The following is a 26,037-nucleotide window of genomic DNA, read 5'->3' on the forward strand; positions in this document are numbered from 1 at the left end:
ACCGAATTGACGGCCAGTCGCAGCCGCTTCAGTCGACTCCATGTCCCACCACTGGTCGCAAATAGCGAACGGCTGGTTATGCTGACCACTCTCCTATTCTGAGCGCCGCAGAACGCATCCAGGCTGTCGTAGCTTAGTGTCCTATTCCGTCGCTCGCTGTCCCGCCCGCTTCTCGTACGAGCCTTACTAAATGCTCGAGGGATATCGCGCGGTTATAAAATGTGAGATGACGCCGACATTCCCGCCGGCGTCACTCGAGCAGCCTTGAACAAAGAGTCGAGAGGCTCTACTGCCTGTGGCCGCTGGCCAGGAGCGTACTATGAATTTCGAAGAGCGCGACAAGTACGGTATGTACAAGGGACGGACCGATTTCACTGCCGAGGGAGACCGCGGCCCGGGGCCGCGGCTGATGGGCGCGGATACCCTCATCGGCAACGACGTGTATAACACGCAAGACGAAGACTTGGGCGACATCAAGGAAATCATGCTGGACACCGCCAGCGGCAAGGTTGCGTACGCTGTACTGTCGTTTGGCGGTTTCCTGGGGATGGGTGAAAAGCTGTTCGCCGTGCCGTGGGCTGCTTTGCGCCTGGACACGGTGAACAAGCGCTTCGTCCTTGATGCCGACAAGGACCGCCTGAAGAACGCCCCAGGCTTCGATAAGGACAACTGGCCAAACATGAGCGATCCGACTTGGGGCAGAGGTATCCACGACTACTACGGCACCACGTGGGAAAGCGATCCCCGGCTGTGATGGGCCCTGCTTGGCCGGGCTTCCGGCCAAGCTTATCCTGACCAACAGGGTCGTGGCAGGCGGATTTGGGTCGATAGCAGCCGTGTGGAAAAATTTCCATACGGACGAGGCACTGTCCTGCTTTCGACCACACCGCCATGGAGTTACACTGAAATCCAAGCTGCACCATCTCGACAGCTGTCAGAAATCGCCATTCTCGATCGTGCATCCTGCTGGGGGTATCGCGGGTATTTTTGGGGGTACATTTCTGCTTTTTGAAGCCAGAAATGCCGTTCCAGAGGCCTTTCCAAATGTTTTTTGGCGATCCTGACAGTCTTTAGGGGCTTGGCGCATGCTTGTTAGCTGATCATTTCTGCGTTTTTCTAGCCTCGAATAGCTATTTACTTCCAGCTAATTGCTACATTTGGGGCATATTTGAGGGCATGCTTTGGATGGTTTGAAAATGATGCCCCCAACCGAAGATGCTCAGCGCTTCCGGTAATCTGCCGACCACGCTGTTCCTCTTGGTGCCAAAGACTGTATTCGCAACGCTATCGAACGGCTATTTGGCTGGTTGAAGGAGCACCGCCACCTGGGTACACGCTATTGCAAGCTAGCGGAAAGCTTCGCGGCGGTGTTTACGACATTACTTATCGTACTGTGCCTAGCTCGGGGCTAAATGACTGCTTGAGTGAAAAAGCAAAATGCATTATAGGGAAAATCACGATGAGTTCGCATCTTAGCGACAGCTTAGGGGCTCACTGAAGATGATACTGATGCCAATATATTTAAACAGTGAAAAGCTATCCGTCGTATTGGCTGATCAGATTTCCTACCCCTCCAGTCGCTGCTATGCCCTGGAGCACTGACCGTTTTTTAGCTCTCGCTCAATCCGACACCCCATCCCTAGACCCCGGGCGGAGCGCTCGCCCCCATCGCGATCGAGGATCGGAACTCAGCCGCACCAAAATCCCACTTCCCGTTGATGATGAGCTGGAAACCCCATAAGATGAGCTCATCGTTTTATCTGAACAAAGACAAGCCATGCACAATCAAGAAAATTTTCAAGAAAACCTGAAAATGCTATGTGAGCAAGTTGGCACAGTCTCAGAAATGTGCAGACGGGTAGGTATAAATCGACAGCAGTTCAATAAATACCTAGCTGGCTCACACCTTCCATCCAAATCAAACCTGCGCTCAATCGCTAGTTTCTTCGGCATCAGCAATGATGTACTCTTCAGCAACCCTAACGACTTCCGCTCCATGATTGAAGGCGGCCACTTCCACCTTTTCCGAAACCTTATACAGACACCAAAGATGCTCATGTTCATAAATGAGCTTCTGCAGGACAATGACTCTACCCTTGGCGAGTTCACTGGCATCTACGAGCGCTACCACCACTCTTCAATCTACAAGGGGAAAATAGTTCGATCTGTCTTTTGTATCTATGAGCGCAACGGCATATTGATGCATTACTATATTGAACGATTCCCCAATCAGGATGGCAGTGGGAAAATAGATTACCACTTCAAATATCATGGCCTCACATTCGTGATCGCGGGTCGAATTTTTTGCATAGACTTTGAAACCATTCAAAAAAACGAAATCACGTTCACCAACCTTGCCAGCGTAAGCAGAAACGCTAGGAGGTTTGTTTTCGGTGTATCTAGCGGCATCGCTGCGACAATGGTGCGTCAGCCCGTTGCTTCGAAGATCGCAATGCACTACGTCGCCAAGGGGTTGATGAAGAAGGAGCATATCAGGCGGGCAACTGTACTGAATCCTGATGATCCCTCCATTCCCAAGGAGGTAGTCGACTACCTCGGAGCCGGAACCTCATCGATCGATCCAGTCTGATCAGAAGAGGCGAGCCCGTCTCTCCTTTAATTGTGCGTCACATGAATTTTATATTTGCGTCATAGTGCGCCAGGTATCGTTCTGGTGAGAAATTGTTCGCGTCACACCCCACCGCTATTTTGAATCCAGCAGCTCTCTGTTCGAAAGCGTCGCAGATCGCATTAAGCAATCACTGCTAAGCGACGACCACCCTCGAGTGCTGCTCAATAACCCTAATACTGTGTGCGCCCGATAGAGGTGATGTGATGGCTGAGTGGATCAAAAAGGCTAAACCTACTGAACAGCAGGTTGATCGCAACGAGCAGGTGAAGTCTGATGTCTCCCGCATCCTGTTGGACATCGAAAAACGCGGCGATGCCGCTGTCCGTGAGCTCTCGGTTAAGTTCGATGGCTGGGATCGCACCGACTACCGCCTGACCGATGCCGAAGTCAAAGAATGTGTATCCAGGCTCACCGAGCGTGAGTACAACGACATTCTGTTCGCTCAAGAGCAGGTACGCCGCTTCGCTGATGCTCAGCGTAAATCTCTCCTAGATGTTGAAATCGAGAGCATTCCAGGTGTCATCCTCGGCCATAAGCACATCCCTGTGAATGCAGCTGGCTGCTACGTGCCCGGTGGCAAGTACCCACTGCTGGCATCGGCCCACATGTCGATCGTTACCGCCAAATCGGCTGGCGTGAAGAACATCACCACGGCCGCCCCGCCCTTCCAAGGCAAGCCGGCTCCTTACATCGTTGCTGCACAGGCGCTGGGCGGTGCTGACGCCATCTACAGCCTAGGTGGCATTCAGGCAGTTGCGGCGATGGCTATCGGCACTGAGTCGATCAGCCCAGTAGATATCATTGTCGGCCCAGGCAATGCTTATGTTGCCGAAGCAAAGCGTCAACTCTTCGGGCGTGTTGGCATCGACCTGTTCGCAGGCCCAACCGAAACACTGCTCATCACCGATGACTCGGTAGACGGCGAACTGTGTGCGACCGATCTGCTGGGCCAAGCCGAGCACGGTGTGGACTCCCCAGCTGTCATGCTGACCACTTCTCGCGAGCTGGCAGTGGAAACGCTGAAAGAGATCGAACGCCTGCTGGTCAAGCTGCCGACCCAGAAGATCGCCCGTGAGGCATGGGATAACTTCGGCGAGATCATCCTCTGCGAAAACTACGAGGAAATGGTCAAGCTCTCGGATGAATACGCATCTGAGCACGTCCAGATCATGACTCACGATGACGATTACTTCGTGAAGAACCTGACCAACTTCGGCGCGCTGTTCGTAGGTGCCCGTACCAACGTCTCCTACGGTGACAAAGTAATTGGCACCAACCACACCCTTCCGACCAACAAAGCCGCTCGCTACACCGGTGGTCTGTGGGTTGGTAAGTACATCAAGACCTGCACTTATCAGCGCATCCTGACCGACGAAGCTTCTTCGCTTATCGGCGAATACTGCTCGCGTCTGTGCTTGATGGAAGGCTTTGTCGGCCACGCTGAGCAAGCGAACATCCGTGTTCGTCGTTATGGCAAGAAGGAAGTACGCTTCGGCGAACCAGCTATCTAAATCCACTGGCTCAATAAAATGCCAGCTCACTTGGTGGGCTGGCATTTTATTTGGGCAGGTGAAACAACCCTCAAGACTGCTTCACGACAGTCCTTGAGGTAGCAATGACAAACACCAGAAGGATGCCAGTCAGCAGCAGTGCGATACTCAATGTGGTCAAGTGAGCCACAAATCCTATGACTGCTGGCCCCATCAAGATGCCCAGATAGCCAATTGCATTGACTGTTGAAAGCGCCATGGCCACCGGCATAGCACCCTGTTTTCCGGCTGCAGAGCAATACACTGGGACTAGGTTCGCGATACCAGCCCCAATCAGAACGAAACCTGCCAAGGTGGCAAATGGGTTGTCGACCAAAATGGCGATCATGATCCCTACCAGCGCCACGCACCCGCCACCTAAGAGCACAACGCGCTCCGTCAGTTTCGGAACCAACCAGTCCCCCGACAGCCTCCCGATTGCCATCGTAACGGAGAAGAGTGCGAAACCAATCCCAGAATGACTGATATCCATGCCCCTGACGGTATTCAAGAATACTGCACTCCAGTCGAGCATTGACCCTTCAACAAGGAAGGCAATCAGGCAGAGCACACCCAAGAGCAGCACGTAGGGTGTTGGCTTGGCGAACATTGAGCCTCCGCTACCCTCTCCATAAGGAAGCATGTGTCGACCTACGCCCAGTAACAGGGCTATGACCAATGCTACGAGAGCAAAGACAGCCGCCACCGGTGACAGCCCGCACCACAAGAGCCCAGAAACGACCAGAGCGCTGACAATATTCCCAACGCTGAATAAGCCATGAAAGCCAGACATCATCGAACGTCCGAGGCCTCTCTCGACGATGGAACCTTGCAGGTTCATCGTCACGTCGGCTGTCCCCAGGCAAGCACCGAAGATCAGCAGAAATACGACAAGCAGCGAAAAATGCGAAACGCTAGCAAGAAACATCAAACTGATGATCGCCCCCAGAAGAGCCGTGATCATTGTCGCCCTGCACCCTACTTTGCTGACGATCTTTGCAACGAACGGCATCATGCATAGAGAGCCAGTCCCTAAGCAGAGCAGCAAGATACCCAGTTCCCCATCACCAATTCCAGCCCGCTCCCTGGCGAACGGCACCAGTGGCGCCCATGCGCCCATCGCCACCCCAGGAAGGAAAAAGGCAGTTCGGCATGCAACCAGGTTCCTCCTGCTAATCGTGTAAAAATCATCGGTTAACGCATTCATAAATTATCCCAAAAAAAACGCCCATCAGGAGATGGGCAAAGTTTGGTGAGTACCGCACACAACAAATCTAAAGATCGCTATTCAGTTGCTGTCCCTCTTTTGAAGGATCACGCCAATGATGACCAACGCCAGTGTGAGTATTGAAGACACAAGCAGTTCCATTTGGTGCCCCGGCACGACTGCCATCAGGACTAGGAAGGAGACGATTGCAACGATGGTTAAGTAGGACAGCGCCGGGAATAAAGGAAAACTCACCAGCAGCGCCCTCCCCTGAGCAATGGCCCGCTTACGCAAGATCACTTGGCTCACCGCGATGACCAGGTACATGACAAGAGCAATCGTACCGATCGTAGCAATCAATGGTACCAGCACGGCTTGCGGCAACGTGTAGTTGGCCACCAGAAGAGCGAGAGCCCCCGCGCTCGCATAAAAAATCGACACCTTCGGAACACCGTTGGCGGTCGTCTGAGCCCAAGACTGAGGTGCATCTCTACGTACCGCAAGCGAATAGCCCATACGAGACGCAGTGAAAATCGCAGAGTTGAGGGTGCTCGCTACACCCACCAGGATCACTGCCTGAATGATGCCGGCAGCACCTGGGATACCCATCACCTCCAGAGCCGATTGGAAAGAGCCAACCTCTAGGTGAGGTGAGTTCCATGCCACCAACGCAACAATGACGAAGATCGAGCCGAAGTAGAAGATCATCATCCGCCACACCACAGAGCGGATTGCCCTCCGAATATTTGCTCGGGGGTCTTCAGATTCAGCTGCCGCAATGGTCACGATTTCCATGCCTGTAAAACTGAACAGAGCGAGCACCAACGCTGATGCTATTCCCGGCAAACCTGTGGGCGCAAAGCCGCCATCCTGCCAGAGGTGACCGACACCGCTAGCTGAGCTGGTAGGAAGCAATCCAGAAATAGCGATTACGCCAAGGCCAATGAAAGCCAAAATGGTGACGACTTTGATCAGGGAGAACCAGTACTCGAGCGTACCGAAGTTTTTCACGCTGAGGATATTGGTCAGAGTGAGGCCAACAATGAGCGCCACACCAACCGCCATGGAGGGCACTCCAAGCCAGCCGCCGAGAATGTCGGAGGCAACGATAGCTTCTAGCGGGATGACAAGCACATAAAACCACCAGTACAGCCAGCCGATAGAGAAGCCCGCCCAACGCCCCATCGCTTGCTGCGCATAAGTGGAAAATGAACCCGTGTCTGGGTTGGCAGTAGCCAGTTCGGCAAGCATGCCCATCACAAGCACAACCAGTACCGCAGCAATAGCAAAGGAGACCAATACCGCTGGCCCAGCAGCACTAATGGCGCTCGCGGAGCCCACGAAGAAGCCTGCACCGATTACACCACCAATAGAGATCATGGTGATCTGGCGACTGCTCAATCCCTTAGACAACGCCCCATGAGACACCGCCTTCTCTGAGGCAGAATCCAGTTGATATTCCATGCCTAGCCCCATCAGGCACTTCCACCTACCGCCTAGGCGTTACAGCCTGGAGGCTGGCGGAAGTGAGCTTCACGTTATTTTTAGAAACCGCCGCATTGCGATCTCAGATTAAGTTGTGAAACTCACTGGGCCAATTTCTCAATCAAACACAAAGTGACGCAGATTGACGCACGGCGCTACAGTCGGCGCGTAGTGGTTCGCACGACAAGCGATGTTTCGAAGATCTTGACTATCGGCTGTAGGGGCTCCGACGCCTCGAGTTCATCGAGCAAAATACGAGCAGCACACTCGCCCTTACCGATGATGGACTGACGGATGGTGGTCAGGCCTCTCGGCGCCGCATCGGGGACGTCGTCGAACCCGATAACCGATAGCTGCCCGGGAACGGCAACACCCTCCTCCTCCGCTTTTGACAAACACGCTAATGCCATCACATCAGAGCTCGCTACAACAGCCGTGACCCCGGACTCACGGAGCAGTGTGGACGCAGCCTCCCGACCGAGCGCATCGGTAAATCCGCCTGCTTCGATAATCACCAACTCGTCGTAAGCAATGCCGTGCCTTTCGGCAGTCTCGACGTAGGCCGTAAGCCGCTCTCTAGCGATTCTCTCCGTCGACTGCCTAAAACGCTTTTGGCTCACCCGTCCCCTCTTCCCGTCAGGGATCAAGCGCTCAACCAGAATCGCGATCTTGGTATGACCAAGGCCGAGAATGTGCTCCATTTGATCCGTTGCAGCTTGCCGGTCGTCGATCCCAACAAAATGCACCCCCTCGAGTCTGGGCGAGTCGATAATCACCGCAGGTATGTTGCGTTTCACGATGAACTGAGTGATTGGATGATCGTCAGGCAATGTGGAGATGATCAGGCCGTCGACCAGCCCCCTTACAGCCAGGTTGGAATCACCTTCTTGGTCACCCTCAAGTTTTTTGCTCTTCAACGGGAAGAGGGTCAATGCGACGTTGGCGAGTTCGTTGACCTTGGCGATCCCTTTCAGAAGAGACATCGCCCAAGGGTCATCGAACGCATAGGACAACTGATCCATTACGACCAGGCCAATGGCACCGACTCGCCCCGAGCGCAGGCTTCTCCCGCGAAGGTTCGGCCCTGGATATCCCAAGCTCGCAGCGACTGAAAGAATGTGCTCCCGCTGGCTGGCTGAAACCTTACTCGAGCCGCTGTAGGCATAGGAAACCGCTGGCTGAGAAACGCCCGCTGCTTTTGCCACATCTTTCATCGAAACCATCTGAAGATCTGCCCTATATTTATTTCTATGACATGCAGGAATTACTCTGCATACGCTGACTGCAGAGCTGGTGAGGATAACGGCTCAAGCTCAGGGTGGATAACTATTTTCCCTGGCTCGATTGCTGCCACACACCTAGCTCGAACCCTTCCCCAAGACAGAAAAGATCGCACTGGCACATTTTTTTTGGCTCGCTACTGGCCTAGCGACAAAGAAAAATGCGATCAAAATCGCTGATCACCATCCCCCTTAATGCCACAAACCACGCGGCTTCCAACCACAAATTTGATGCGCCACTGCCAGAGGTATGTGCCCAATCGAGGCCCGACCTTTTGTCGTGTGCGGGTATTGACAACGTCAAAACGCGTGTTACCTTGTGCTCACAGGTTATACGAATAACCACCCAAACAAGAAACGAGGCTGCTTATGTCTAGCGCCCAAAAGCTGAACGAACTAGCTCAGCGAAACCATCAAGCGAGATGCGTGCCGTCACTAGCTCTGCGGCTCACATCCCAGCTATCTCTTAGATTCACTGCCCATAAAGCCCGAAATGCGTCCGTGCGTCGGAGCCCTAGTGCCGAGACCCAGACCCACTCAGCTGTATTAACGGCTAGGAACGCCTTTGCCTGGAGTTCAAGTGCGCAGTGAAATCGTCGTTAGATAACCCCCCTACTTTGAACGCAAGATACACGCAGCAACCATTTCGCTTGCTGTGACGATGTAGGCAGGTAAAGGCTCACGCCAAGTTACCACCCCGAATTTATTTCGGTGACTTCGTGCAGCCCCAATAAAGGCAAGTCAATAGCTAAGAATTCTGTCGAAGTTTTATCGACGGCTGCTCTTCGTCAAAAATAAATACTGGAGGTATAACCGTGACTCGTGCTCTCTATCTTTACGGCGGCTGGCCTGGACATTACCCATACGAAATCGCTGGCTGGGCTCGCGAGCTCTTCAAGGAGCTGGACTTTGACGTTGAAGAGTCCACCGACATCTTCACCCTGGATCGTGACCTTAAGGGTTATGACCTGATCATCATCGGATGGAACAACGCTGTCACCACCGAAACCCTGACTGCTTCGCAGGAAAAGCATCTCTCTGAAGCAGTCGAAAGCGGCGTGGGCCTTGTTGGCTGGCACGGCGCAGGCGCGGCATTCCGCGCAAGCCTGAAATATCACTTCATGCTGGGCGGCTCCTTCCTTGAGCATCCGGCTGGCGAAGGTTACCCACACCCGTACATGGTCAACTTCATCGACCGTGATCACGAGGTGACCCAAGGCGTTGAAGATTTTGAGGTTCGCTCCGAGCAGTACTACATGCAGGTAGACCCAAACATACACGTCCTGGCTGAAACCACTTTTGACGGCAACCCAATGCCATGGCTTAAAGGTCACCGAAGCCCAGTTGCTTGGGTTCGTAACTGGGGTGAGGGCCGAGTCTTCTATCACTCGATCGGCCACGACACCAGCAACCTCGCTGACCCCAATATTCGTCGTCTCACTAAGCAAGGCTTGGTGTGGGCAGCGCGTAAGTAAATACCTGATCGGTAATTCGAGATCTTCAGGGTTACTCCACGCGGTTTCCCTGAAGGACGTTAAGTAAAACCTCCAATTAGGAGCGATGTAACATGCCGAAGTTAACTGGCAGCCAAGTGGTTGCTCAAACGTTGAAAAACTATGGAGTCGAGTACGTCGCCGGCATTCCGGGGCACGGCATTTGGACTCTGATGGACGCCTTCATGGAAGAGGAGTCCCAGCTGAAGTTCATCCAGGTTTTCCATGAGCAAAGCGCCGTGCACCTGGCTGATGGCTACTATCGGGTTGCCGGCAAACCGATGGTTGCTGTGACTTCGATCGGTGCGGGTGCCAGTAACACTGTTATCGGTATGGCCACTGCCTACACTGACTCCACCAGCTGCATGCTGATCACCGGTGGCCCACCCACCCACATGCGTGGCCACGGTCTGCTGCAAGAGCTGGAGCGCTACACCGACAACGACTTCCCGAAAATCGCTGAAGCCGTTTCCAAGCGCCATTGGGTCGCCACCCGCACCGAAGAAATGCCGTTCATCATGCACCGTGCCTTCAGTTCGATGCTGACTGGTCGTCCAGGCCCAGTACACATCGAAATCCCGATGGACGTTCAGGCGGAAGCTGGCGAAGTAACTCTGCACGACCTGCAAGAGCGTATCCCAGTCGGCAAAGTCTACCCAGACCCTCAGGCAATCAAGCGCGCCGCTGAAGTCCTGCGTGAAGCCAAGCGCCCGATGATCGTCATCGGTGGCGGTGTCATCACTGCCGAAGCGTTTGACGAAGTCGTGGCACTCGCCGAAACCTGGAAAATCCCAGTGGTAACCACCTGGAACGGTAAGGGCGGCTTCCCTGAAGACCACGCTCTGTTCGCAGGCAGCGTAGGCCAGACTGGTACCCTCTGCGGCAACGCAATGGCCTCCAGCTCCGACGTGATTCTGGCTGTAGGCTGCCGCTTCACTGACTGGTCGTCTTCGAGCTACGCCCAAGGCGTAACCTTCTCGATCCCACCAGGACGTCTGATTCACATCGACATCGATCCACACGAAATCGGTAAGAACTACCCGGTAGCGGTAGGTATCGTATCCGACGCCAAGTACGCACTCGCTCACATCGTTGAAGAGCTGAAAGGCGAGACTGTTGATCGTACTGAATATCTGCAGGATCTGAAGAAGAACCAAGACCTGTGGGAGGCCAAGCTCGCCACCCGCCGTGATTCGGATCGCTTCCCGTTCACCTCGCAGCGCCCACTGGGTGCCCTGCGCAAGATCTTCCCACGTGACACCATCGTGGTTGTTGGTTCTGGTAACGCCCAAGGTGCAGTGAAGCAGACCTTCCCGGTCTACTCCCCTCGGACTCACCTGACCTCCGGTGGTTTCTCCTCCATGGGATGGGCAGTTCCTGCTGCAATTGGCGCCAAGCTGGCCGCTCCGAATCAACCAGTTGTCTGCATCCTGGGTGATGGCGACTTCCTGATGAACCCACAGGAAATCGCGGTCTGCGTGACCAACAACATCCCTGTCGTGTTCCTGATCCAGAACAACGCCGGTTACATGTCGATTCGTGGTGGCCAGCGCAAGCAGACCAGTCGTCACATCGGTAGCGAATTCAACCTGCCAAACGGCGAGCCGTACTCCCCAGACTACGCCGCGCTGGGCAAATCGTTCGGCATTAAATCGTTCTGCGTGAACAGCAACGAAGAGCTGGAACCAATCCTCCAGCAAGCACTGGAAGCCAACGAGCCGGTGTTGATTGAAGTGCCGACCGACCGCGACGCTGCTGGCCCATGGGTACCGGGCTGGTGGGACTTCCCAGTTCCTGAGTACATCACTGACGAACGCCAGGACGAGTACTGGGAACTGCGTAACAAAGAACAGCACCTGTAATTAAAACTGAGGCATGCAAGAAATGAGTACTGAAGTATTAAAAACTCATTCAGAGCAAGCCCGCTTGGAAGGAGCGCCGGCCCGCCGGCGTTCCAATCCAACCGTGAAGCCTGATGAAAATGGTGAAGTGACCTGTGACGTTCTGATCATTGGATCGGGCATGGGCGGATCCACATTTGCTCATGCTCTGATCAAGAAAGGGCTCGATGTCCTGGTCGTAGAGCGCGGCGACTTTCTTCCTCGTGAGACCGAGAACTGGAGTGCTGAAGCCGTTTTCGGTGAGGGTCGCTACAGGAACGCGGAACAGTGGCTGGACAGAGATAACAAGCCTTTCTCGCCAGGCGTATTCTATTACGTAGGCGGCAACACCAAATTTTATGGCGCAATGCTCCCCCGCTTCCGAGAGGTAGACTTCTTGGACGTGAAGCATGCCGAAGGCATCGCACCGGGCTGGCCAATCAGCTACGCGGAATTGGAACCTTACTATTGCCAAGCTGAGCAACTGTACAAGGTGCACGGTAATGCCGGCCAAGATCCAACCGAGCCATGGCGCTCACAACCTTACCCATGGCCTGGCCTGCAACACGACCCTGCTCTGCTCTCGCTCGAGAAAGTGATGAAGGATGATGGACTGTCGCCTTTCGTGATGCCGGCGGCTGTTGACTACGGCGAAGATCGCGCCTGTGTCCTCTGCTCTACCTGCGACGGTTACCCATGTCTGCTCGAAGCTAAGGGTGATGCCGAGATTTCAACCTTGCGCCCAGCGTTGGAGTCAGGTGCCAGGCTGATGGTGGGTACCAAAATCAACAAGCTTGTGACCAGCCAAGATGGCAAGCGGGTGACCGAAGCTGTCGGTGTGAAAGATGGCCGCCCAGTCAGGATCCTGGCAAAACGCGTCGCGCTCGCATGTGGGGCGGTGAACAGCGCAGCCCTTCTCTTCCGTTCGAAGAGCGAGCAGCATCCTGCCGGCCTCGGAAATAGCTCTGACCAACTGGGTCGGAACTATATGGTGCACAACAGCACCTTCATGATTGCGGTCGACCCTTTGCACACCAATAAGGTCAAGTTCCAAAAAACCTTGGCTATCAATGATTGGTACTCTGCAAGTCAACGCAACACGTTTCCTCTAGGAAACGTACAGATGCTTGGCAAAATCCGTGAGCCCATGATTACACCAATGCGCCCGTGGATTCCGAAAATTGTTTCCCGTTTCATCACTGGCCACAGTGTTGATCTATACCTGACATCGGAAGATATCCCTACCCAGGATAACCGGGTCGTGTATGACGAAGAACGTGACTCGATCAAAGTTTATTGGACGCCAAACAATTTAAGTGCTCACTATCAACTGGTTGAGAAAACCACCGCGATCATGAAAAAAGCTGGTTTCCCAGTTGTACTGACCGAGCGTATGGGCATCGCGACAAACTCTCACCAATGTGGTACTGCGGTAATGGGTGCTGACCCGAAGAAAAGCGTTCTAGACCCTAACTGCAAAATGCATGACCTGGATAACGTATGGATCGTTGACAGCTCATCATTCCCCTCTTCAGCAGCAGTTAACCCTGCACTGACAATTGCGGCAAATGCGCTAAGGATAGCGGATAAATTTTAATAAAAACGCCATTCATTCTTTGCAAATGGATGACACCCCGACCTTAACCGACAGGAACGTGTTAAAAAATGAATAACATGAACAATAGCCTTGTCACCCCTCGAATTAGAAGGGCTCGTGTTGCTACCTTTGCGGGCTTTATGATTCTTGGGGCCATGATGTACATCTGGTCTACTGGCGTATCAGCATTTCGTCACCACATGGGACTTAATGGTGACCTCGGCGACGCCAACTTTGGCATGATCGCGTTTGGTATTGGTGTTGGCAGTGCGGTTGGTTCGTTCATCGTTGGCATGTTCCTGGACAGGTTTGGTGCCAAAAAAGTTATCCTTACAACCGCAATTGCGTACCCGCTCTCGATCATCCCGATGGGCTACGCCACCGACGTGTACTTCGCCTTGAGCTTCGGGGTAATCCTTGGTTTGCTTCGTGGTGCTGCAGACACTGCGTACAACACCCATGGTGTGCAGGTAGAGCGTTTCTATCAGCGTTCGATCATGACCACATTCCACGCGGCTTACTCCTTGGGCGGCTTCGTTCTTGGCATGGTAGGTAGTGGGTTCGCGGCACGTTACACCGAAAGCGCCGCCGTACCATTTACGGTTCTCGGCGTGCTGCTGCTCGCAATCGGCATCATTTCTAGCCTCTTCATGCTCGACCGACATGAAGTGGTTCCTGAAGCCCCAGTGGACGCCAAAGATGCTAAACAGGCCAGCACCGCTTCCCTGGGCGTGATCGCATTGATGGTTGGTTTCGGCATTCTTCTGCTTGGCAGCATGGTCGGTGAAGGCGCTGTTGCCGACTGGGGTCAAGAGTACGGACGACGTGTTCTTGGGGTCACCGCTGCAGATGCTGGCGTTGCTGTTTCTGTGTTCATCGGCGCTCAGTTCATTGGTCGAGTGATTGGCGACCGCCTGGCAGCACTGATCGGCGCAGTTCGACTGGTCTTCCTGAGCGCTGTGATCGCCATCGCTGGCCTGATCGTAATCGTAGTAGTCAATACCGAGTACGCCGGCCTGATTGGCTTTGCAATGTTCGGCCTGGGTCTCGCGAGCATCGCGCCGCTCATGCTGTCCAGCGCTGGGCGTAAGGATCCAGCGAACGCAGGACGCAACATCGGCATCGTGAACTGCATCGGTTACTCCGGCATGCTTCTCGGGCCAGCAGCCATCGCGCTTGTTGTCAGCACCTTCGGTATCGACAAGCTGCTCTACTTCCCGATCGTCTTGCTCATCCCGCTCGCCGTCTTTGGCCCAGCGCTGATGAAACAAGGTCGCTCTAGCAACTCCTCGCTTCAAACCCCTATCAGCGAACAGAAAGTAAGCTGATTTTTTGGGGCTGCCCTTCCCGGGCAGCCCCTTTTTTATCGAAAGACTGTCTACGAGACAGCGTTCGCCAGACGACTCTCTTAACCATCGTCACCTGCCATAAATCAAATAATAAAGGAAACATTCATGCTCAATAGCAAGAAGCTAGGGCTGTCGGCTGCACTCAGCATGCTATCCCCATTAGCTGCAGATGCATTCGAATTCAATGGTTATCTTCGAAGCGGTATTGGTGGTTCAACATCTGGGGGCAAACAATCGTGTTTCCAGCTACCAGGTGCACCTACCAAATACCGTCTTGGCAACGAATGTGAGCAGTACGCAGAACTCGGTATTCGCCACGACCTCGCCACTCTGGACGACGGATCAGTCCTTAGTTTTGAGGGGATGGCTGCGCTACAAAATCAGTACGGACATACTCCAAGATTCTCAGACGACTATGGTTATGCTCGGGTAGTTCAAGCTTACGCAGAGTGGAGCAAGCTTCCTCAACTCAACAACGGCTCCCTCTGGGCAGGACGGCGGTTCTATAAGCGCAATGATATCCACATATCTGACTTCTACTATTGGGATCAGAGCGGTACCGGCGCGGGCATCGAAGACGTTGAGCTGGGCGGACTGAAATACAGCTACGCATTTTCTAGAAAAGACAATGTCTTCCAAAAAGACTACACCAACCGACACGACTTCAATATCGGCGGCATAAACACTAACCCTGGTGGCGAGCTCGAGTTCGGCTTCAGCTATATCGAAGATCCGGACCGTGGAGATACCCACAGCGGATGGGCAGTCACTGCCCAACACCGCCAGTCTGATGTACTTGGCGGCAACGCGAACACCGTAGCAATCCAACACGGCCAAGGCCCCGGTACCAGCTTGGGTTACACGGGAGATGTAGAACTCGACCGCAGCAACCGCAGCTGGCGAGCCTTAGACTATTTCGACTGGCAGATCACTCCTCGATTCGGAGGTCAGTTCCAAGTCGTCGCACAACGCGATTACCGCGATGGTGGGGAAAAGCAGGATTGGGTGTCCGTAGGCGTCAGGCCTGTTTACGCAATTTCTGACCAATTCAAGCTCATTGCCGAACTGGGCCACGATCAGATCGAGGCCTCTGACGGTACTCGAAAACTGAGCAAATTCACCGTTGCCCCTACCTGGTCGCCTAAAGGGCCAGGCTTCTGGGATCGGCCAGAAATCCGCCTCTACTACACCTACGCCAAGTGGAACCGAGCCGCACAGCAAGCTGCTGACGAGATGGATGAAGGATCTGCACTCTCGTCCACCGGAGCATTCAACAGCGCACGCCACGGCAGCAATTTCGGCGTCCAGGTCGAGTATTGGTGGGAATGACGAAATAGAGCGTTGCCCTCCTCTTCTAGAACGTAACTTCACCTTGCTCTCGAATGGTGCTTAGGGTTCCGCTTGAACGCAAGGTGCTACTGCTCAGGAAAATTTGAAAATGGAAGTAATTGCACAGCAAGTCATCAGTCGTGCTCAAGAAATTGCCCATCGACTGGGGCACCCCGTCTGCATCTCCGTAGTCGATCCGTCCGGGCTTCCATTCGCATTCTTGCGCATGGACAACGCAATACCTGGAGCTATCGATATCGCAGTGAAGAAGGCTCGCACCGCTGCCCTCTTCCGAGCAGACAGCATCACTATCGGCGCCGAAGCGAGGCCCTCTGGATCAATCTACACCCTGGAAGCAACCAATGGTGGCTTGATCAGCTTTGGAGGCGGTGTTGTGCTGTATGACGAAACGGGCAACGTGATAGGAGCTCTTGGCATTTCTGGGGCCCCTGTAGAGGTCGACCAGACGATCGCCATGGAGGCTGCAGGCCGGCTATGAATGCTTCGAAGTCTCTTCATGTAGGTGTCTGGGCAGTCGCAAAATGCCCTCTCCTAACGTGAGTCATTAGGCTCCACGAAAAAACACGTCCATCACCATCCGCAGTAGACCAGCACAAACCAAACTAAAAATGGGGGACCAGATGGGGGCAAAACTGGGGGCATACTTTAGTTTTCCCGACCTGAAAATACTAAGCTAGAGCCAAGTCAAAATGTTCTTCGGGGATCCGGACAGTCTCTGAATCGGCACAACGTATCAACGATGTGGCTTGAGTGTTCATTCTCTTCGCAGTTGATCCCCAGCGTGTTGAGGGTGACGACCACGTGGTTGACGTGCCACGAGATCAGCTGGGTTAACTGTCTGCCTCCGGCGCACGGAAGGCTTTACTGTAATAGCCGGACGGGTCGAAACAGCAAACCTGCTTCTTGCCGGTTGCAAGCATACCGCAGGCATCACCCATTCGCTTTTCGCGTGTCTTGAGTTGCTTCGCTGAAGTAATCCAGTGGATCCAGTCTACGCGCGCGATGGTCGTGTATTGTTCCAACCTTTCCGAGCCTCAGGCCAGGCTGCCAGTGCTTGCTCAAAATCTGCCGGGATATCAGGCTCGGGTTCCTTCTTCACAGGGGTTAACTCGAGGGTAACGATATCGCCAACGGCCACACCTGCGGCGTCGAGTAACTCGCGTCCTACCTTCAGCCAATGGCTCAGCTGACCATCGGGCTCAAGGGTTGCGCGGAAAGGGTGCCCATTGATTGTGCCTTCGGCTGTCGTCCTTCCACGCCTCGGGAACCGTTCACTCGCGTCTCTTGGAAGGACTGCAAAAGCCCACGACGGATCATCACCGGGCTTTGCCGGACGAAGAAGCTTTGCTTCGAATCGGGACTTCACAGCGTTTGTTGTCATTGCAAGTCCTCCAACTGCGCGTCTAGTTAACCATCACCTCGTCCAGTGCTTGCTCAAGGATATCGACTGTGCGATCGATGTTGTGCAGCTTTTCGAGCCCGAACAGACCGATGCGGAAGGTCTGGAAGTCGGCCGGCTCGTCGCATTGCAACGGCACACCGGCGGCGATCTGCAGGCTGTGGTCGGCAAACTTCCTACCGCTCTTGATATCGGCATCATCGGTGTAGCTCACCACTACGCCAGGGGCCTGAAAGCCGGCTGCGGCCACGCTCTTGATACCTTTGCCGGTCATCATTGCGCGCACCCGATCACCCAGGGCCTGTTGTTCGTCGCGGACCTTGTCGAAACCGTAGGTTTGCGTCTCCTTCATCACTTCGCTAAAGCGCGCGAGGGAATCGCTGGGCATGGTCGCATGGTAGGCATGTCCACCTTGCTCATAAGCCTGCATGATCTGAAGCCACTTTTTCAGGTCGCAGGCGAAGCTGCTGCTTTGCGTCTGCCCGATGCGCTCAAGGGCCAAAGCGCTGAGCATCACCAGGGCGCAGCAAGGAGAGGCGCTCCAGCCCTTCTGCGGTGCGCTGATCAGCAGGTCGACCGCGCATTTGTGCATATCAACCCAAAGCGCGCCTGAGGCGATGCAGTCCAGCACGAACAGGCCACCCTGCGCATGCACCGCGTCGCCTACCGCCCGCAGGTACTCATCGGGCAGGATGATCCCTGATGACGTTTCAACGTGGGGGGCAAAGACAATCTGCGGCTTGTGCGCCTCAATGGCTGCCAGCACTTCGTCCAGAGGGGGCGGAGCGTAGGCAGCCTGGCGCCCCGTGTCGATCGGTTGGGCTTTTAGCACCGTAGTGGCCGCCGGGATGTTGCCCATCTCAAGGATCTGGCTCCAGCGGTAGCTGAACCAGCCGTTGCGTATCACCAGACATTGCTGGCCGTTGGCGAACTGGCGCGCCACCGCTTCCATGCCGAATGTGCCACTGCCGGGGACTACCGCAACCGCCTGGGCGTTGTAGACCTGCTTCAGGGTGCTGGAAATGTTCTTCATCACACCTTGAAACGACTGCGACATGTGGTTGAGCGAGCGGTCGGTGTAAACCACCGAGTACTCGACCAGTCCCTCTGGATCAATATCGGGATAGATCTTTGACATGGTGTGACTCCTTTGGCAGAGATGTCCGTGGTATCGACCCTGCCCTAAGCGATTGCAAATGACAAGATTACTTGGGTTGAGGTGCGACTTCTGTCGACGCTGGGGTGCAGATGACGACATGACTCAGCCGGTACGCCGGCGATGAGCCCCTAGTGGACAGCAAGCTGCTTGGTCATCACCTGAGCACCAAACCATAGCGGGTGAGCGCAAGCGGCTCACTGTTCTCTTCAATGACCCGCTGGCTCGCAGCCTGTGCAGTGAAACCGTGCTTGAGGTAAAAACACCTGGCGGGTTCGTTGCCGTCGAGCACCCATGCGCTGACCTGCCCATATCCATCGTCCTGCATAACCTGCTGCGCCTCTGCCCACAACGCGCTGCCAATTCCACGCAGCCAGAACGCAGGGTCTAGGTAGATCGCCATCAATTCGGCGGTGCCCGCTGCGGCATCCTCGTCACGACTAGGACCGAAGGAAATCCAGCCAACCACCCGCCCAGTTAGTTCGGCCACACGAATGGAAGGACTGCCCGCTTCGATTGCCTGAGTCAGGAAGGCCACACGGCGTTCGACAGTCGTCTCCAGGCCGCTCAGGTAGCGTGCCGATAACAGCCCGTTGTAGGCGCTTTGCCAGCTGCGAATATGAAGTGTGGCGATGGCAGCAGCATCTTTGCTGTTGGGCTTGCGAATGAGGAGTTCGGGTAGTCGGCTGGCGCGACCCATGTGATCAGACCTTGAAGTGGCATTCAGCACGGTAATTGCACTGGGCATGCCAGGCAGTCTCCAACGGTAAACTGGCGCTTTGATGCTTCGCGGAGGGCTCCGCCGTGCGCGCAGTGGCGCAAACTGTTGGAGTAGTGTCTGCAGGTAAACAGCAAGGGCAAGCACTGCCAATACAGAGCGGTTAACGCTGTAACCAGGGAGGTCAAAAAATTGAAGCTGTCGATGGCAAAGCTGAAATCCATTATTCACTCATTGGAGGAGCGTCTGCTAGAACGCCAAACTCGCCTTGACCCCAATGCACTAAATAGCCTGCTGGCTGCGGACTTTGTCGAGTTTGGTGCCAATGGAATGGCGTGGAACCGAGCCCACATCATCGACGCGTTGCAGTCTCAGGCTTTCGTTCGCCGCCAGATCAGCGCTTTTGAGATACGCGTGCTGGCCGATGAGGTCGTGCTTGCCACCTATACCTGCACGATCCATGGGCCGGATAGCAGCAGTGAGTCGCTGAGAAGCTCAATCTGGCGACGGCAGGGTCAGCAGTGGCAGATGGCATTTCACCAAGGGACAGCGAAGGCTGGATAAGGTTGATCAACTGTCAGCGCCGCGCTTGTAGAGGAGACCCACATTGGGTCGAAAGCAGCTGCTCGCGACTGACCGCTATCGGCCCATTGCAGTCATTCATGGAAAAGAGCTGGGGCCAAGAGCGAACCATGAGAACCGATGATCGTATGAGGCACGACCTTTCAAAGTCGCGAATCATCAAGCCGGCAGGATGCGCGTCCAGTAACGGGTAAGGTGCTGGATTCGGATTGGTAACGAACGGGCGATAGTGTTCAATGTCAGCTCAATATTACCAAGCGAATACGAGCCCGACACCCGCAAATGGCTGACCTCGGGCGCGCAGCCAAGATAGCCGGGGCAATAGCGCTGCAACTCATCGATCAGTATGTCCAGCCTCCAGCCTTCCACTTCCAGCCGCCCCTGGGCCCAGGCCTCTTCACCTCTTTTCAACGCCTGCGAGACCCTCAGTCTCTGACGATCAAAAGTCACTGATTGTCCTTGCTCGATCACGACCTCATCGTTAGCCTGCTCAGGACGTATCGCCACGGCATGCTCGTAGACGCTAAGACGCGTCAGCCCGTCGAGCTGGCGCACGTCGAAACGAGTGCCCAAAGCGCGCAGCTCACCTTGGGCACTGCGTACCAGGAACGGGCGGGAGTCTTTGCCTGTAGTGACATGAATTTCCCCGGCCCGAAGAATCAACAGGCGGGTGCTGGCGTCGAAGACAACATCCAGCGCAGTATCGGTATCGAGCACCAGCAAGGTTCCGTCAGCAAGTACCTCTTGGCGCTGTTCACCGATGCGGGTTTTAACGTCGGCTATCCATTTTGGCGCAATGCCATATCCCTGCCATGCCAATGAACTCACCCCGGCACCCAGCAGCAGCCCTTTGAGAAGGGTGCGGCGATTTGGGCCGCTTTCGCGCAGGGTGGACTTTTCCATGACCTCCCAGGTCAATTGCTGCGGCATGCGGCCAAGGCGTGCCTGCAATTCGGTCAACTGCTGCCATGCCCACTCATGCTCCGCACTTCGGCAGTGCCAACGTTGCCACTGTGCGCGCAGTGCCGGGTCATCAGGGCTCGCGGACAGTTGCGCGAACCACTGCGCAGCATGGCGAAGCGCTTGGCGCTGGGCGTCGTTGGTCACCACGGATTGTGCACGAAATACAAAAGGCAACGTTCGGTGGCTCGGGCCATGTATTTGGTCACCGAGCTGGCGGACACCTGTAGTTGTTCCGCAATTTGAGGGTAAGTAAGCCCTTGCACCTGCGACATCAGAAACGCCGTTTTCGCCTTCACGCCCAGGCCGTCAAGCATGCGATCCAGCTCCAGAAGTGTCTGGAGCAGGGCAAGTCGTTCCTCCGCCGAGACTTCGAACGACTCAGGTTGTGCTGCGAGCACTTCGAGATAGGCACGCTCCACGGACTGGCGGCGAAAACTGTCGATCATTACCCGCTTGGCGATGGTTACCAGGAAATGACGTGGCTCATTGAGCGTGGCCGCCAGGGGTTCACGGCGCTCGGCGAGTAACACGCGTACAAAGGTGTCTTGGGCAAAGTCAGCCGCCGCTTGCGAACACCCGGTCCGCTTGCGCAGCCAGCTGATCAGCCAGGGTTGATGGTCGTTGTAGAGCGTCGCGATAGGGTTGCCAGACGGCATGTCGGTGCCAAGCGGAGAATAAGAATTAATCGCAATATAGTAAAATGGTGGCCTTAGGGCAACCGGCTTTCGGGCCAAAACAACGGAGCCAAAAAATTTTCAAAACGCGTTGTCACTTTGCACTCGGCAGCGCGACTCCTTTTGCAGATACCTCATAAAACGCCGACAACCGCATTAGGAGAAAGCATGCAGCATCCCCTTCCGGGCGTGTTCATCGCCAAGTTGAACACCCAAAGCGCGCTGTACCTTGTCATGTTTGGTGTATCGGTGTTGATGGCCACTCCAGCACCTACCCATGCTGCCGAAAGCCAACAAACAGCCCGTACGCAGCATCAGCAGGAGTTTGCTATCGAAGCCGGGTCGCTGGCTACGGTATTGAACCGCTTTGCGACCGAAGCAGGCGTTGTCTTGTCGTTTGACAACGGGCTGACCGAAGGTAAGCAAAGCCGGGGCATCAACGGCCGTTACAGCATCGATCAGGGCTTTTCGGTCTTGCTGAGCGGCTCTGGATTGCAGGCGGTCGCTGGTGGGGGTAAGAGCTACGTGGTATTGCCGGCCACACCGTCGGGCTCAATGCAATTGGGCGTGACCAACGTAACAAGCTCGGGGCTGGGCGCCGTCACCGAAGGGTCTAGATCCTATACGACCGGTAGCACCAACACGGCAACGAAGATGAGCCTCTCGCTGCGAGAAACACCGCAGTCAGTCAGTGTCGTCACGCGTCAGCAAATGGATGATCAAAATATGCAGTCCCTCGAAGACGTTGCCAGGGCTGCCACGGGTATCAATACCACCAAGGATTTCGGTACCGAACGATCACGCTATTTCTCCCGGGGCTTCCAGGTCAACGACCTGCAATACGACGGCGTACCGACCAGCATTTCCGAAAGCTACTCGATGGACGTGACCTCTGTTAACAACATGGCTATCTACGACCGGATAGAGTTTGTGCGCGGCGCAAACGGCCTGATGCAGGGTGCGGGAAACCCTTCGGCGGCCATTAACCTGATGCGTAAGCGGCCAACGGATACCTATAAGCTCAAAGCAGAAATTGGCGGCGGCTCCTGGGATCATTACCACAGCCAGATCGACGTGAGTGGGCCTTTGAACGAACAGGGCACGCTGCGGGGCAGGACCGTATTGCTATACGATGCCGGCAATAGTTTCGTAGACCGTGCCGACAAAGAAAACCAGTTGTTCTACGCCATTGGCGAAGCCGACTTGAGCGAATATACGACGCTAAGCATCGGGACCGTGTTGCAGAAGGATTACCACGGCGGTTATGACTGGGGTGGCTTGCCTACTCAACTCAATGGCAGCTTCTATCCACTGTCGCGTTCGGCGTCCTTTGCACCAAGCTGGGCACATCTGAACAAAATCAATCGCACGGTATTTGCTGACATCAAGCATGCGTTCAATGATGACTGGAAACTGACCGTCAATACTAACTTTATGTGGTCGAATGCCGATTTTCTCGGGCTCTACGGCAACAACATTGGTAACGACCAGTTCCGGCTGGCCACCAACGATACAAAATACGACGACGAGCAAATCAGCCTTGATGCCGCGCTGAACGGTGCATTCTACCTGCTCGGCCAGCGCCACGAACTGGTGTTCGGCGCTAACGCGCGCAAAGACCGGTTCATCAACGAGTCGCGTTACAATAACAATCCAAGCGTGGTCGATATTCTTGATTTTTCCCCTTCACAAGTGGCTTCGCCCACCTACAGCTACGAGCGTATCCAGTACCGCAACGTACGCAAGGACAAAGGGCTTTATACCGCCACCCGGCTGAACCCCAGCGATGATCTGCATGTGATCCTGGGCAGCCGTTTCAGCTGGGTTGACTACACGTCTTCTGACTATGAAGACCGTTTCAAGGAAAATGGAAAAGTCATACCCTATGCTGGCGTCGTCTATGACCTCACTAGCGATGCCTCGGTTTACGCCAGCTACACCGAGATTTATCAGGTTCAAAGCAACTACGACATCAGCAACAAACTGCTCAACCCCATCACCGGCAGCAACTACGAAATCGGCCTCAAGAATGAGTTCTACGACGGGCTACTCAATACGTCTGTGGCGGTATTCCAGGTTGACCAAAGCCACTTACCTCAAGCGGTTGTTGGCGCACCACGTACCTGCGGGCCAGGACGTAGCTCAACGTGTTACGAGGAGGGCGGCAAGGTCCGCAATCGAGGTTTTGAGGTAGAGGCTTCTGGAGAGGTTCTCCCCGGTTGGAACGCCGTGCTCGGATACACCTACAGCCACCCTGAATATATTGGCGGAACCCGTAAAGGTACCGACTACGCCACCGAAACCTCCCCGCGCCGGTTGGTTAAACTTGCGACCAATTATCGTTTGCCCGGCGAGCTGGGCGATTGGCGTGTAGGTGGTAGCCTCTATCATCAGAGCAAGGTCTATCTAGGTAATGTGGAGCAGGGAGCGTACAACCTCGTCGATCTGAACGCTAATTACCAGTTCAACAAAAACCTGAGCGCGCAGCTGAACCTGAACAACGTGTTCGACAAGCATTACTACTCCGCCATCTATAACTCGAACCTGGGCAATTACTACGGCGAGCCACGCAACTTCGCCGTGACGCTGCGGTACGAAAACTGAAAAGACCTGGTCTCGCCGCAGCAATGTGGTTTGCGGTGAGATTACAAACATGCACTGAACATGGACCTACCACTCTATGCGAGTGGCTGCTATGGGTCGATAGCAGCCTTTGCCGGACTTTCGCAATGAGTCGTTGGCGGTCATTCGCAAATGGCCGCTAACGAATCCTAGCTGTCCATCGTAGAGATCAGCTCACCGCCAGAAGCGGCCATACGATGCGGACAAGGATGGAGACGACCTCTGGCTCTCGATTTCAGTACAGCAACACCGCATGCATTCCCGTGAGCAAATCAACGGATCGTTTACTCAGGAATTCCGGTCAACGTATGCACTACACGCATTGCGCAAGGCGGTCGGGCCCCTTCCGGGTCGAGCTGTTCGCATTTCTTCAGCAACGGATAGGCATCGGCAAACTTCATAGCCGCCACCTGTTCGGCGTGCTGCTGCGAGACAAAGCAGTGCTCGAACCGGAAGGCGGCATACACCTCGGGCTTGAGTGCCGGATAATCGTAAACCTCGTCGACGATACTCTTTAGCATCTTGGACATCTGCCCATTGGCCGCGGGGGAAATCCTGCTGAGCAGATCATCCTTGGCGACGCCCGCTTGCCTGGCCGCAATAGCTTGTTTCGATGCACCGATGGATGCCTGCATTCCCTGCGGAAACGGACAATCAGACGCTGCCAATGCTGAGGCCGAAGCCATGCAACTCAGTAAAGTAAGAACAGCGGCCATCCTTGTCATGGAACTTCCTTGTTTATAAAAGCATTGTCGAAATAAGCTGCGAATTCTAACCGATGCCCGTTGATGATGCACTCCATTGACCGGGTCCACGCGGTCTCTAGCCCTGTATGGCACTCGTACCTTGAGACGTACCAAGGCATCACTGATCTATCGCAGGATGAAGAACTGCGGGCGGTTCAACTGCTGCTCGGCCATGCGAAGCTTGAAAGATGCCAGGGCTCCCCGCTCATTGAACTTCAGCGCACTATGAATTCGTCTGGAAAATAAGCACCCATTGAACGGTTGCTACGTATCCCCAGCACCTCCCCTTGCATGCTCTGCACCACCGTCTGCCCGCCCTCTATGGGCGTTCCAGTACGTCGATCCTGGGCGTGTGCGTCCGGTGGCAGGCTGAACAGCATTTGGCCTTCATAACGGCTGACCTGGATGTCGGCAGGATAGTGAACAGGACCGAACTCGAAGGGTTGGTTCGAGTAGCCTTCCCATGAGCGACCTTCCCCATAAGGCCGGTCGAGGATCATGATCAGTGAACGCAGTTCGATCCCCAATACCCTGACCGGGCGTTCCTCGGACCTGGCCTGCCAGCTAGTGGTGTTGGAGAACACCCTTACCGGACCTGGCCAGACAATGCCGCCCAGCTCGGTACCTGGCGCCAGCGTGCATCGGCGCATTTTCCATTCGGAAAACGTGAAATGAGCACCGAACGGGAAGCCGAACTCGACCTCCCCAGGCTCACATTTCCATCCTGCCAGGTCATGGGCCGACAGGGTCTGGACCGTCGCGAAACCGTGGCCCTGCGCCAGTTCCAGACGACGCACGGGCATGCCTAAGATGTGCCCTGGCGCGCGCTCGAAATCAGCCTGCTCCAGGCTCTGCATGCCATAGGGCACGGGATCGCCGGACAGGTCGTTGAAAGGCTCCAGGTTTTGCAAATGGACCCGCGTACCGGCCGGAAGCACCAGGTCACCGAGCACTTGCTCGTGCTCGAGGCGGGGATTGTGCGCACGCCAGTCCTGCCAATGCTCGTAGATGAACTGGACATACAGTCCGCTGCCTGCAGCCAGCAGCACCATGAGAATGCCGAAGCGCCAACGCCTGGCCAGCATATAGCGCCGGCAACGGGGGATCAGCAGTGCCAGCAGGCAGGCGATCAGCAACCAGAGAAAGACTTCGGAAAAGAGGTAGATCATGTAGCCGAGCAGCATGGCCGGCATGGAGACAGGAATCATGGGACCGTCCTTGTGCACCCTGATGGAGACGGCGCAGAATAAATCAAGCTCGGGGCTGTCCCAAGCCCTGATCCTTCAAGGAAACCACTCGGCATGATGCCCCATGAGTCAAAAGCCCACGCCGCAAATGATCGCTACTGATAGCTTTGGGCATCACCGAACATAAG

The 26,037-nt window shown here is 55.0% G+C and carries 20 protein-coding genes and 3 pseudogenes; 13 read left to right on the top strand and 10 right to left on the bottom strand.

Translation table 11 applies throughout. The features are described 5' to 3' along the window. Positions 1 to 319 precede the first annotated feature (319 nt). The 4 genes and pseudogenes from ACF8K2_RS11715 to hisD all read left to right on the top strand — a co-directional run bounded on the left by ACF8K2_RS11715 (position 320) and on the right by hisD (position 4,143). Positions 320 to 754, top strand: coding sequence for a PRC-barrel domain-containing protein (locus ACF8K2_RS11715; RefSeq protein ID WP_060492524.1), 435 nt, complete (start codon positions 320 to 322; stop codon positions 752 to 754). Between the two features lie 523 nt (positions 755 to 1,277). Next, positions 1,278 to 1,401 (top strand): annotated as a pseudogene (locus ACF8K2_RS11720) (transposase); the annotation flags it as partial. Positions 1,402 to 1,777: 376 nt separating this feature from the next. Continuing rightward, positions 1,778 to 2,590 carry a helix-turn-helix domain-containing protein gene (locus ACF8K2_RS11725; RefSeq protein ID WP_392464903.1) on the top strand — a complete coding sequence of 271 codons (813 nt, stop codon included), beginning with the start codon at positions 1,778 to 1,780 and terminating at the stop codon, positions 2,588 to 2,590. Between the two features lie 245 nt (positions 2,591 to 2,835). Next, positions 2,836 to 4,143, top strand: a complete 1,308-nt coding sequence (gene hisD, locus ACF8K2_RS11730) for a histidinol dehydrogenase (RefSeq protein WP_392464905.1) — start codon at positions 2,836 to 2,838, stop codon at positions 4,141 to 4,143. Between the two features lie 70 nt (positions 4,144 to 4,213). Here the strand turns inward: hisD and ACF8K2_RS11735 are convergent, their stop codons facing one another. The 3 genes from ACF8K2_RS11735 to ACF8K2_RS11745 form a co-directional block, all read right to left on the bottom strand. After that, the gene (locus ACF8K2_RS11735; protein ID WP_392464906.1) at positions 4,214 to 5,368 is read right to left on the bottom strand and encodes an MFS transporter; all 1,155 of its coding nucleotides are present in this window, start codon (positions 5,366 to 5,368) and stop codon (positions 4,214 to 4,216) included. Between the two features lie 81 nt (positions 5,369 to 5,449). Continuing rightward, positions 5,450 to 6,832, bottom strand: a complete 1,383-nt coding sequence (locus tag ACF8K2_RS11740; protein WP_392464909.1) for an amino acid permease — start codon at positions 6,830 to 6,832, stop codon at positions 5,450 to 5,452. Positions 6,833 to 7,008: 176 nt separating this feature from the next. Further along, positions 7,009 to 8,076: a LacI family DNA-binding transcriptional regulator gene (locus ACF8K2_RS11745; protein ID WP_209967474.1), complete on the bottom strand. Its 1,068-nt coding sequence runs from the start codon at positions 8,074 to 8,076 to the stop codon at positions 7,009 to 7,011. 872 nt (positions 8,077 to 8,948) lie between these two features. Here ACF8K2_RS11745 and ACF8K2_RS11750 point away from each other — a divergent pair. The 6 genes from ACF8K2_RS11750 (at position 8,949) to ACF8K2_RS11775 (ending at position 16,280) form a co-directional block, all read left to right on the top strand. Then, positions 8,949 to 9,608 (top strand): ThuA domain-containing protein, encoded by a 660-nt coding sequence (locus ACF8K2_RS11750; RefSeq protein ID WP_180688483.1) that lies wholly within the window; start codon positions 8,949 to 8,951, stop codon positions 9,606 to 9,608. 92 nt (positions 9,609 to 9,700) lie between these two features. Continuing rightward, entirely contained in the window at positions 9,701 to 11,488 is a 1,788-nt protein-coding gene (locus ACF8K2_RS11755; protein ID WP_392464911.1) for a thiamine pyrophosphate-binding protein, read from the top strand. 22 nt (positions 11,489 to 11,510) lie between these two features. After that, positions 11,511 to 13,103 (top strand): FAD-dependent oxidoreductase, encoded by a 1,593-nt coding sequence (locus ACF8K2_RS11760; RefSeq protein WP_392464913.1) that lies wholly within the window; start codon positions 11,511 to 11,513, stop codon positions 13,101 to 13,103. Positions 13,104 to 13,171: 68 nt separating this feature from the next. After that, positions 13,172 to 14,431 (top strand): MFS transporter, encoded by a 1,260-nt coding sequence (locus ACF8K2_RS11765; protein ID WP_392464915.1) that lies wholly within the window; start codon positions 13,172 to 13,174, stop codon positions 14,429 to 14,431. 126 nt (positions 14,432 to 14,557) lie between these two features. Continuing rightward, entirely contained in the window at positions 14,558 to 15,781 is a 1,224-nt protein-coding gene (locus ACF8K2_RS11770) for a maltoporin (RefSeq protein WP_392464916.1), read from the top strand. Between the two features lie 109 nt (positions 15,782 to 15,890). Further along, positions 15,891 to 16,280 carry a heme-binding protein gene (locus ACF8K2_RS11775; RefSeq protein WP_392464918.1) on the top strand — a complete coding sequence of 130 codons (390 nt, stop codon included), beginning with the start codon at positions 15,891 to 15,893 and terminating at the stop codon, positions 16,278 to 16,280. Between the two features lie 352 nt (positions 16,281 to 16,632). Here ACF8K2_RS11775 and ACF8K2_RS11780 read toward each other — a convergent pair. The 3 genes and pseudogenes from ACF8K2_RS11780 to ACF8K2_RS11790 form a co-directional block, all read right to left on the bottom strand. Further along, positions 16,633 to 17,183: pseudogene (locus tag ACF8K2_RS11780) on the bottom strand (YdeI/OmpD-associated family protein). A gap of 22 nt (positions 17,184 to 17,205) precedes the next feature. Next, entirely contained in the window at positions 17,206 to 18,339 is a 1,134-nt protein-coding gene (locus ACF8K2_RS11785) for an alanine--glyoxylate aminotransferase family protein (RefSeq protein ID WP_392464920.1), read from the bottom strand. Positions 18,340 to 18,514: 175 nt separating this feature from the next. After that, positions 18,515 to 19,105 (bottom strand): GNAT family N-acetyltransferase, encoded by a 591-nt coding sequence (locus ACF8K2_RS11790; RefSeq protein ID WP_392464922.1) that lies wholly within the window; start codon positions 19,103 to 19,105, stop codon positions 18,515 to 18,517. Positions 19,106 to 19,267: 162 nt separating this feature from the next. Between ACF8K2_RS11790 and ACF8K2_RS11795 the strand changes: the two genes are divergently transcribed. Continuing rightward, the gene (locus ACF8K2_RS11795; RefSeq protein ID WP_392464924.1) at positions 19,268 to 19,639 is read left to right on the top strand and encodes a DUF4440 domain-containing protein; all 372 of its coding nucleotides are present in this window, start codon (positions 19,268 to 19,270) and stop codon (positions 19,637 to 19,639) included. A gap of 177 nt (positions 19,640 to 19,816) precedes the next feature. Here ACF8K2_RS11795 and ACF8K2_RS11800 read toward each other — a convergent pair whose 3' ends face one another. Beyond that, positions 19,817 to 20,764, bottom strand: coding sequence for a FecR domain-containing protein (locus ACF8K2_RS11800; RefSeq protein ID WP_392464925.1), 948 nt, complete (start codon positions 20,762 to 20,764; stop codon positions 19,817 to 19,819). Further along, a complete protein-coding gene (locus ACF8K2_RS11805) occupies positions 20,761 to 21,276 on the bottom strand; it encodes a sigma-70 family RNA polymerase sigma factor (protein WP_392464927.1) in 516 nt (171 codons plus the stop codon). Before ACF8K2_RS11805 ends, ACF8K2_RS11800 begins: the two co-directional genes overlap by 4 nt. Positions 21,277 to 21,462: 186 nt before the next feature. On the opposite strand from ACF8K2_RS11805, the gene ACF8K2_RS11810 reads away from it, so the two are divergent. Beyond that, positions 21,463 to 23,898 (top strand): TonB-dependent siderophore receptor, encoded by a 2,436-nt coding sequence (locus ACF8K2_RS11810; RefSeq protein WP_392464928.1) that lies wholly within the window; start codon positions 21,463 to 21,465, stop codon positions 23,896 to 23,898. Positions 23,899 to 24,200: 302 nt separating this feature from the next. Here ACF8K2_RS11810 and ACF8K2_RS11815 read toward each other — a convergent pair whose 3' ends face one another. Further along, a complete protein-coding gene (locus tag ACF8K2_RS11815) occupies positions 24,201 to 24,641 on the bottom strand; it encodes a hypothetical protein (RefSeq protein WP_392464930.1) in 441 nt (146 codons plus the stop codon). A gap of 100 nt (positions 24,642 to 24,741) precedes the next feature. Between ACF8K2_RS11815 and ACF8K2_RS11820 the strand changes: the two are divergent. Beyond that, a pseudogene (locus tag ACF8K2_RS11820) lies at positions 24,742 to 24,848 on the top strand (integrase); the annotation flags it as partial. A gap of 29 nt (positions 24,849 to 24,877) precedes the next feature. On the opposite strand, the gene ACF8K2_RS11825 reads toward ACF8K2_RS11820, so the two are convergent. Then, a complete protein-coding gene (locus ACF8K2_RS11825; RefSeq protein WP_392464932.1) occupies positions 24,878 to 25,870 on the bottom strand; it encodes a hypothetical protein in 993 nt (330 codons plus the stop codon). Positions 25,871 to 26,037: the final 167 nt, after the last annotated feature.

The organism is Pseudomonas sp. xss_2 (genome assembly GCF_043104195.1).
In the GTDB taxonomy this organism is placed as follows: Bacteria; Pseudomonadota; Gammaproteobacteria; order Pseudomonadales; family Pseudomonadaceae; genus Aquipseudomonas; species Aquipseudomonas urmiensis.

Bases quoted from the DNA above. Each gene is read 5' to 3' on its own strand.
- ACF8K2_RS11760 (WP_392464913.1), top strand. From the start codon at position 11,511: ATGAGTACTGAAGTATTAAAAACTCATTCAGAGCAAGCCCGCTTGGAA.
- ACF8K2_RS11810 (WP_392464928.1), top strand. From the start codon at position 21,463: ATGCAGCATCCCCTTCCGGGCGTGTTCATCGCCAAGTTGAACACCCAA.
- ACF8K2_RS11755 (WP_392464911.1), top strand. From the start codon at position 9,701: ATGCCGAAGTTAACTGGCAGCCAAGTGGTTGCTCAAACGTTGAAAAAC.
- ACF8K2_RS11725 (WP_392464903.1), top strand. From the start codon at position 1,778: ATGCACAATCAAGAAAATTTTCAAGAAAACCTGAAAATGCTATGTGAG.
- ACF8K2_RS11790 (WP_392464922.1), bottom strand. From the start codon at position 19,105: ATGCCCAGTGCAATTACCGTGCTGAATGCCACTTCAAGGTCTGATCAC.
- ACF8K2_RS11735 (WP_392464906.1), bottom strand. From the start codon at position 5,368: ATGAATGCGTTAACCGATGATTTTTACACGATTAGCAGGAGGAACCTG.
- ACF8K2_RS11775 (WP_392464918.1), top strand. From the start codon at position 15,891: ATGGAAGTAATTGCACAGCAAGTCATCAGTCGTGCTCAAGAAATTGCC.
- ACF8K2_RS11765 (WP_392464915.1), top strand. From the start codon at position 13,172: ATGAATAACATGAACAATAGCCTTGTCACCCCTCGAATTAGAAGGGCT.
- hisD (WP_392464905.1), top strand. From the start codon at position 2,836: ATGGCTGAGTGGATCAAAAAGGCTAAACCTACTGAACAGCAGGTTGAT.
- ACF8K2_RS11715 (WP_060492524.1), top strand. From the start codon at position 320: ATGAATTTCGAAGAGCGCGACAAGTACGGTATGTACAAGGGACGGACC.
- ACF8K2_RS11740 (WP_392464909.1), bottom strand. From the start codon at position 6,832: ATGGAATATCAACTGGATTCTGCCTCAGAGAAGGCGGTGTCTCATGGG.
- ACF8K2_RS11825 (WP_392464932.1), bottom strand. From the start codon at position 25,870: ATGATTCCTGTCTCCATGCCGGCCATGCTGCTCGGCTACATGATCTAC.
- ACF8K2_RS11770 (WP_392464916.1), top strand. From the start codon at position 14,558: ATGCTCAATAGCAAGAAGCTAGGGCTGTCGGCTGCACTCAGCATGCTA.
- ACF8K2_RS11785 (WP_392464920.1), bottom strand. From the start codon at position 18,339: ATGTCAAAGATCTATCCCGATATTGATCCAGAGGGACTGGTCGAGTAC.
- ACF8K2_RS11745 (WP_209967474.1), bottom strand. From the start codon at position 8,076: ATGGTTTCGATGAAAGATGTGGCAAAAGCAGCGGGCGTTTCTCAGCCA.
- ACF8K2_RS11805 (WP_392464927.1), bottom strand. From the start codon at position 21,276: ATGCCGTCTGGCAACCCTATCGCGACGCTCTACAACGACCATCAACCC.
- ACF8K2_RS11815 (WP_392464930.1), bottom strand. From the start codon at position 24,641: ATGACAAGGATGGCCGCTGTTCTTACTTTACTGAGTTGCATGGCTTCG.